The organism is Paenibacillus sp. AR247 (genome assembly GCF_002968895.1).
GTDB classification, from domain to species: domain Bacteria; phylum Bacillota; class Bacilli; order Paenibacillales; family Paenibacillaceae; genus Paenibacillus_AQ; species Paenibacillus_AQ favisporus.
The window spans coordinates 986,693-991,463 of sequence record NZ_PCZT01000009.1; the positions used below are offsets into that span (position 1 = coordinate 986,693).

5 protein-coding genes and 1 pseudogene are annotated in these 4,771 nt (G+C 55.0%); all 6 read right to left on the reverse strand.

The window, feature by feature from the left end; all coding sequences use genetic code 11:
• Positions 1 to 964 (reverse strand): annotated as a pseudogene (locus CPT76_RS41390) (elongation factor G); the annotation flags it as partial.
• On the reverse strand, positions 961 to 1,353 hold the full coding sequence (locus CPT76_RS41395) for a hypothetical protein (protein WP_308737571.1): 393 nt from the start codon (positions 1,351 to 1,353) through the stop codon (positions 961 to 963). The pseudogene CPT76_RS41390 and the gene CPT76_RS41395, both read right to left, overlap by 4 nt.
• Positions 1,341 to 1,772 carry a GTP-binding protein gene (locus CPT76_RS41400; protein ID WP_308737572.1) on the reverse strand — a complete coding sequence of 144 codons (432 nt, stop codon included), beginning with the start codon at positions 1,770 to 1,772 and terminating at the stop codon, positions 1,341 to 1,343. Before CPT76_RS41400 ends, CPT76_RS41395 begins: the two co-directional genes overlap by 13 nt.
• Positions 1,773 to 2,034: 262 nt before the next feature.
• On the reverse strand, positions 2,035 to 2,592 hold the full coding sequence (locus tag CPT76_RS12645; protein ID WP_105443176.1) for a GNAT family N-acetyltransferase: 558 nt from the start codon (positions 2,590 to 2,592) through the stop codon (positions 2,035 to 2,037).
• 126 nt (positions 2,593 to 2,718) lie between these two features.
• Positions 2,719 to 3,003 (reverse strand): DUF4183 domain-containing protein, encoded by a 285-nt coding sequence (locus CPT76_RS12650; protein ID WP_076166384.1) that lies wholly within the window; start codon positions 3,001 to 3,003, stop codon positions 2,719 to 2,721.
• A 163-nt stretch (positions 3,004 to 3,166) separates the two neighbouring features.
• Positions 3,167 to 4,771: 5-methyltetrahydropteroyltriglutamate--homocysteine S-methyltransferase (gene metE, locus CPT76_RS12655; protein WP_258168362.1), on the reverse strand; the 1,605-nt coding region annotated here is incomplete at its 5' end.

Genomic DNA, 4,771 nt, shown 5'->3' on the forward strand with positions numbered 1-4,771 from the left:
CTCCCCCTGTGAGCCCGTGCAGCTCGGTTTTGAAGATGTCGGCATTTCGCACCGGAATCGTTCCGGTGACATACACGCTGCCGTGATCGAACTTCGGTTCTTCAAACGTCCCGTCCAGCGCCGTGATCCGAAACAGCACTTTGCTGATGCTCGATTCGGGAAGGCTGATCTGCAGCGCGCTGACCGGTTCGTACACCTGGGTCCCCGCTCTTTCCAGCGCTTTCATCAGAACAAGCGGTGTCAGCAGGCGGAAATCCTTTGCCGTGGATACGGGACTGCTGTAACCGCTGTGGGTCAGGGTAACCGTGATATCGGTAACGCCCCACCCGTACAGGCCTTCCTGGAGGACCTCCATTACGGTTTCCCGGATCGCCTTTTGAAACGACAGCGGAAGCGATCCCAGTTCAACCTCCAGGCGGTATACCAGACCGGAATCTACAGGCCCCGGCTCAACGCGGAAGCCGACCGTCGCCCAAAACGGGTTGTCCGGCTCGCCCATGCTTTCCGCGTCCTTCCCTGAAGATACCGGCTTTTCGATGCAGATCACTTGCGGTGCCGAGAAAGCAGCCTCAATCGCATACCTCTCCCGCAGCGTTTCGAGCAGCACTTCCTGCTGCACCTTGCCGAAGACATGGATGATATTTTCGTGGGTGTGAGAGTCGTATACATACTGCAGAAACGGGTCTTCCACGGTCAGTTCGCTCAGCGCCTGATGAAGCGGGTGACCGTCTTCCGGCCGGACCGCAGATACCTTCACTTGAATCGGGGGCTTCTGAAAACGGAATACCTTCATGCTCTCTGACACGCAGCCGATCACGTCCCCTACCTTCACCTGCTCGCTGCCAAAAATCGCGATATCCCCGGCATCGACATGCTGAACCGTTTTCCTTTCGCCATCCTTCAGCCCGTACAGCTGCTTGATTTTTATCCGTTCCGACAGGCCATCCTGCGCGATGACCGTCACATCAGCCCGGGCCTGCAGCTGTCCGCCAAACCCAATCCTGACAACGGCAGAGCGGACAGCGCACGCGATGGTTGGACAGGAAAATAACGGTCCAGCCCGGAGAGCAGCTCCCGAACCCCCAAACCTCTCGCCGCCGATCCGGCAAACAGCGGAAACGCAAGTCCCTGCCGGCTTTGTCTGCCCAGCTCCTGCCTCAGCCGGTCTTCGGTTATAACTTCATTATTTGCGAAATCATCCATCAGCGGTTCGCTGCCCAGAGCCAGCACTTCGATCCAGCCGGATTCTCCGGGATCCGCCGGAACCACTTGAACAGACTCGGTTCCCTCTTGCTGGGCAACTGACACCTCACATATGCGTTCATCCAGCAGCTTGCGGATTAAGTCCCGCACCCGAATGAAATCCGCACCCAGCCGATCAATTTTATTGATAAAGAAATAACCGGGATTCCGTGCTCCTTGAGTGTCTGCATCAGCACCCGTGTCTGTGCCTGCACTCCCTCAACCGCGGATACGACCAGAATCACGCCGTCCAGAACGCCAAGGGAATGCTCGACTTCGGAGATGAAGTCCGCATGCCCCGGCGTATCGATGACATTCACCTTCAGATCGCCCAGCATAAACGACACGGCTGCCGCTTTGATGGTGATCCCCCTTCTCCGTTCCATGTCCAAAGAGTCGGTGATCGTACTGCCTTGGTCGACCGATCCCGCCTCCTCGATTACCCCTGCCTGATACAGAATTTGCTCCGTCAAAGTCGTTTTGCCGGCGTCAACATGGGCCAAAACTCCAATATTTATCGTATCGTTCATATCGCTCTAACCTCACAGGTTTCATTAGATTGGATCCTTTCGGTTTCGTGTCGATATAGCGTTGCCGCATGCGTACCGCCTCCTGTATATTTTGTAAACTTATTGTATCCCTGTTCCGGACATCCGGAACGGGTATAAAATGCTTATAGCTAAAAAATATCCAGCCCCGCATTTTAAATAGCGCCAAAAAAAGACCGCTCCCGTCAGACCGGTAACCGGCTTGATGGGGCGATCCCAAAAAACTTTCAACGATTCAGCGATATTATATTTTGAACGAGATGGATATATCCTCGACTTTTCGGGACCAGATCATATGATGCTGCCCCTCTCCCCAATGGTTGTCCAGCACATAGTCCGCCTCGCCAAATTTCCGGGTCCAGATCCGCTGGGCGTTCCGATTCCCGCTGTCCAGGCAGAATTGTGAGATGCCTCTTGCCTGCAGAGTGAGCAGCATGGTGCTCCAGAGCGTACTGCCGATACCCAGGCCGTGGAGCTCAGGGTGCACTAGAACGGTCCCGACTTCGATCACATCTCTCAGCGCATGGCCGGTGGATTCATCAATCAGGGAGCTGGAAGGTCCATACTCGATCGTTCCGGCGATCTTGCCTTCCATCCATGCGATGAGAAAATAACGCTGGCGGCCTTGCGATTCCAAATCCTGACTGAGGTAATCATGCTTAGAGGCGATTTCATGCTCGATATCATCGTGCAGGTCGGCTATGCCTTCCTTCTCAAACGTATCCGTGATCACCAGCCTAAAAAACGTATGTATTGCCTCGACATCCGCTGCCTTTGGTCTTCTGATTTCCAAGTTCCCCATATGCCAACCCCCAAATCGGCTTCAGTATTCTATTAATATATCATGAAAGGGATACCGGATGGATGCAAAAAACCGCCCGGAAGGATCCGGACGATTCATTGCACTGCGCTTGTGCCGCGATAACCGTTAGGAGACGACGAACTGAACGACGAGAGGAGTTCCTCCGTCCAGTGCATCACCTCCTGGAATGGTGATGGCGGTCGTCGTGACCGAGGACGTGTCCGCCGTCTGGAGCATTCCGTTGATAAAAAGATTGTAATATTTATACGCTCCAGGAAAAGCTGTCGCCGCCGTGCCTGCATCATTCGTAAATGCCGTAGCGGCCACGGTGAACGCAGCCCCCGTTCCGGTCCCCGAACCGATCGTGGACGTATACCGCAGGCTGTTCTGGTATGGTGTTACAATAGGCATCCTTGCTCACCTCCCTTCTCTATCAATAGATGCGATAGGATCAGAGAAGTGAGGGCAAGTCTAGAAAAATGGATGAAAACAGCGGTAGATTCATAGCCGGCTTTAGCGCGCCTATTGTCTTCGCAGCATCTCAGGCGATTAACGCATTTTGGGTTATTTCAATTTACACCTGCAAAGCGTATTTTTCACGGGCAAGGCGCGTAGCTTCAACCATGTTCCGAAGCGAGGCTACGGTCTCTCCGATTCCCCGGGTTTTGAGTCCGCAGTCCGGGTTGATCCAGAAGAGCTTCGGATCCAGCACCCGCAGAGCCCGGTCGATCATCCGCGTCATCTCCTCTACGTCGGGAACGCGGGGACTATGAATGTCATAGACGCCGAGGCCGATACCCAGCGGGTAAGTATTCTCTTCGAAGCTCTGAATAAGCTCACCGTGGCTCCGCGAAGTTTCAATGGAGATGACGTCCGCGTCCATGGCAATGATCGAATCGATCATGTCATGGAATTCGCAATAGCACATATGGGTATGGATTTGCGTCGAATTCTGCACCGTGCACGTGGTCAGCCGGAACGCCTTCACCGCCCATTCGAGATAGCCTTTCTGGTCCTTTTCCTTCAGTGGGAGCCCTTCACGAACGGCCGGCTCATCCACCTGGATCATGCCAATCCCCGCACTCTCCAGCGCCTCGACCTCTTGCCGTAATGCATAAGCCAATTGGTAGGCGATTTGCTCGCGGCTGATATCATCACGGACGAATGACCAGTTCATTATGGTGATCGGCCCGGTGAGCATGCCCTTGACCGGCAGTTTCGTCTTGGATTGGGCATACGCGGTCTCCTTGACCGTCATCGGGTTCTCCCAAGCGACATCGCCGAAAATAATCGGCGGTTTGACGCAGCGGGAGCCGTAGGATTGAACCCAGCCGTTCTGTGTAAAGGCAAACCCCGCCAGCTTTTCCCCGAAAAATTCGACCATGTCCGTCCGTTCAAATTCGCCGTGAACGAGCACATCAAGTCCGATTTCCTCCTGCAGCTGAATCCAGAGGTCGATTTGTTCCCGGATAAAATTCGTGTACTGCTCGGCGTTCCATTCGCCTTTGCGCCACAGCTGGCGTGCCTTGCGCACCTCCGCTGACTGCGGGAAGCTGCCGATAGTCGTCGTTGGCAGAATAGGCAGCTGCCACCGTTCCTGCTGCACGTCGAGGCGCTTCGCAAAAGCAGCCTCACGCTGCGCAGGCTCCGCGCTGACAGCGGCCACCGCCTGCTGGATATCGGTGCGGTTACGTTCGACGGAACGTTTGAGCGCGGTTACCGCCGCTTCACTCTTTTCCAGCTCAGCAGAAATCACCGATACTCCGGATTGAACAGCCTTGCTCAGCAGCACGATTTCTTCCAGCTTCTCATCGGCGAAAGCCAGCGCACCCAGAAGTTCGGGCTGAAGCTTCGTTTCTGCCTGAACCGTGACTGGTACGTGCAGCAGGCTGCAGGAAGACTGGATCACCAGCCGTTCAGACGGTACGATCGCCGCGATCTCGTTCAGCAGATCGAGCTTTTCGCGCAGGGATGCTTTCCAAATGCCGCGTCCATCGATGACACCCGCTCCAAGCACTTTATCCTGCGGGAAACCGAAGTCACGGATGGATTGCTGGTTCCCTTCCCCTCCGTGGACCAGATCCAGCCCGATACCGTCAACCGGCAGCTGTGTAACCTCTTGATAGCGTTCCACTGCTTCAAAATAGGTCTGCAGCATGATTTTGACGCCTGGCGCTGC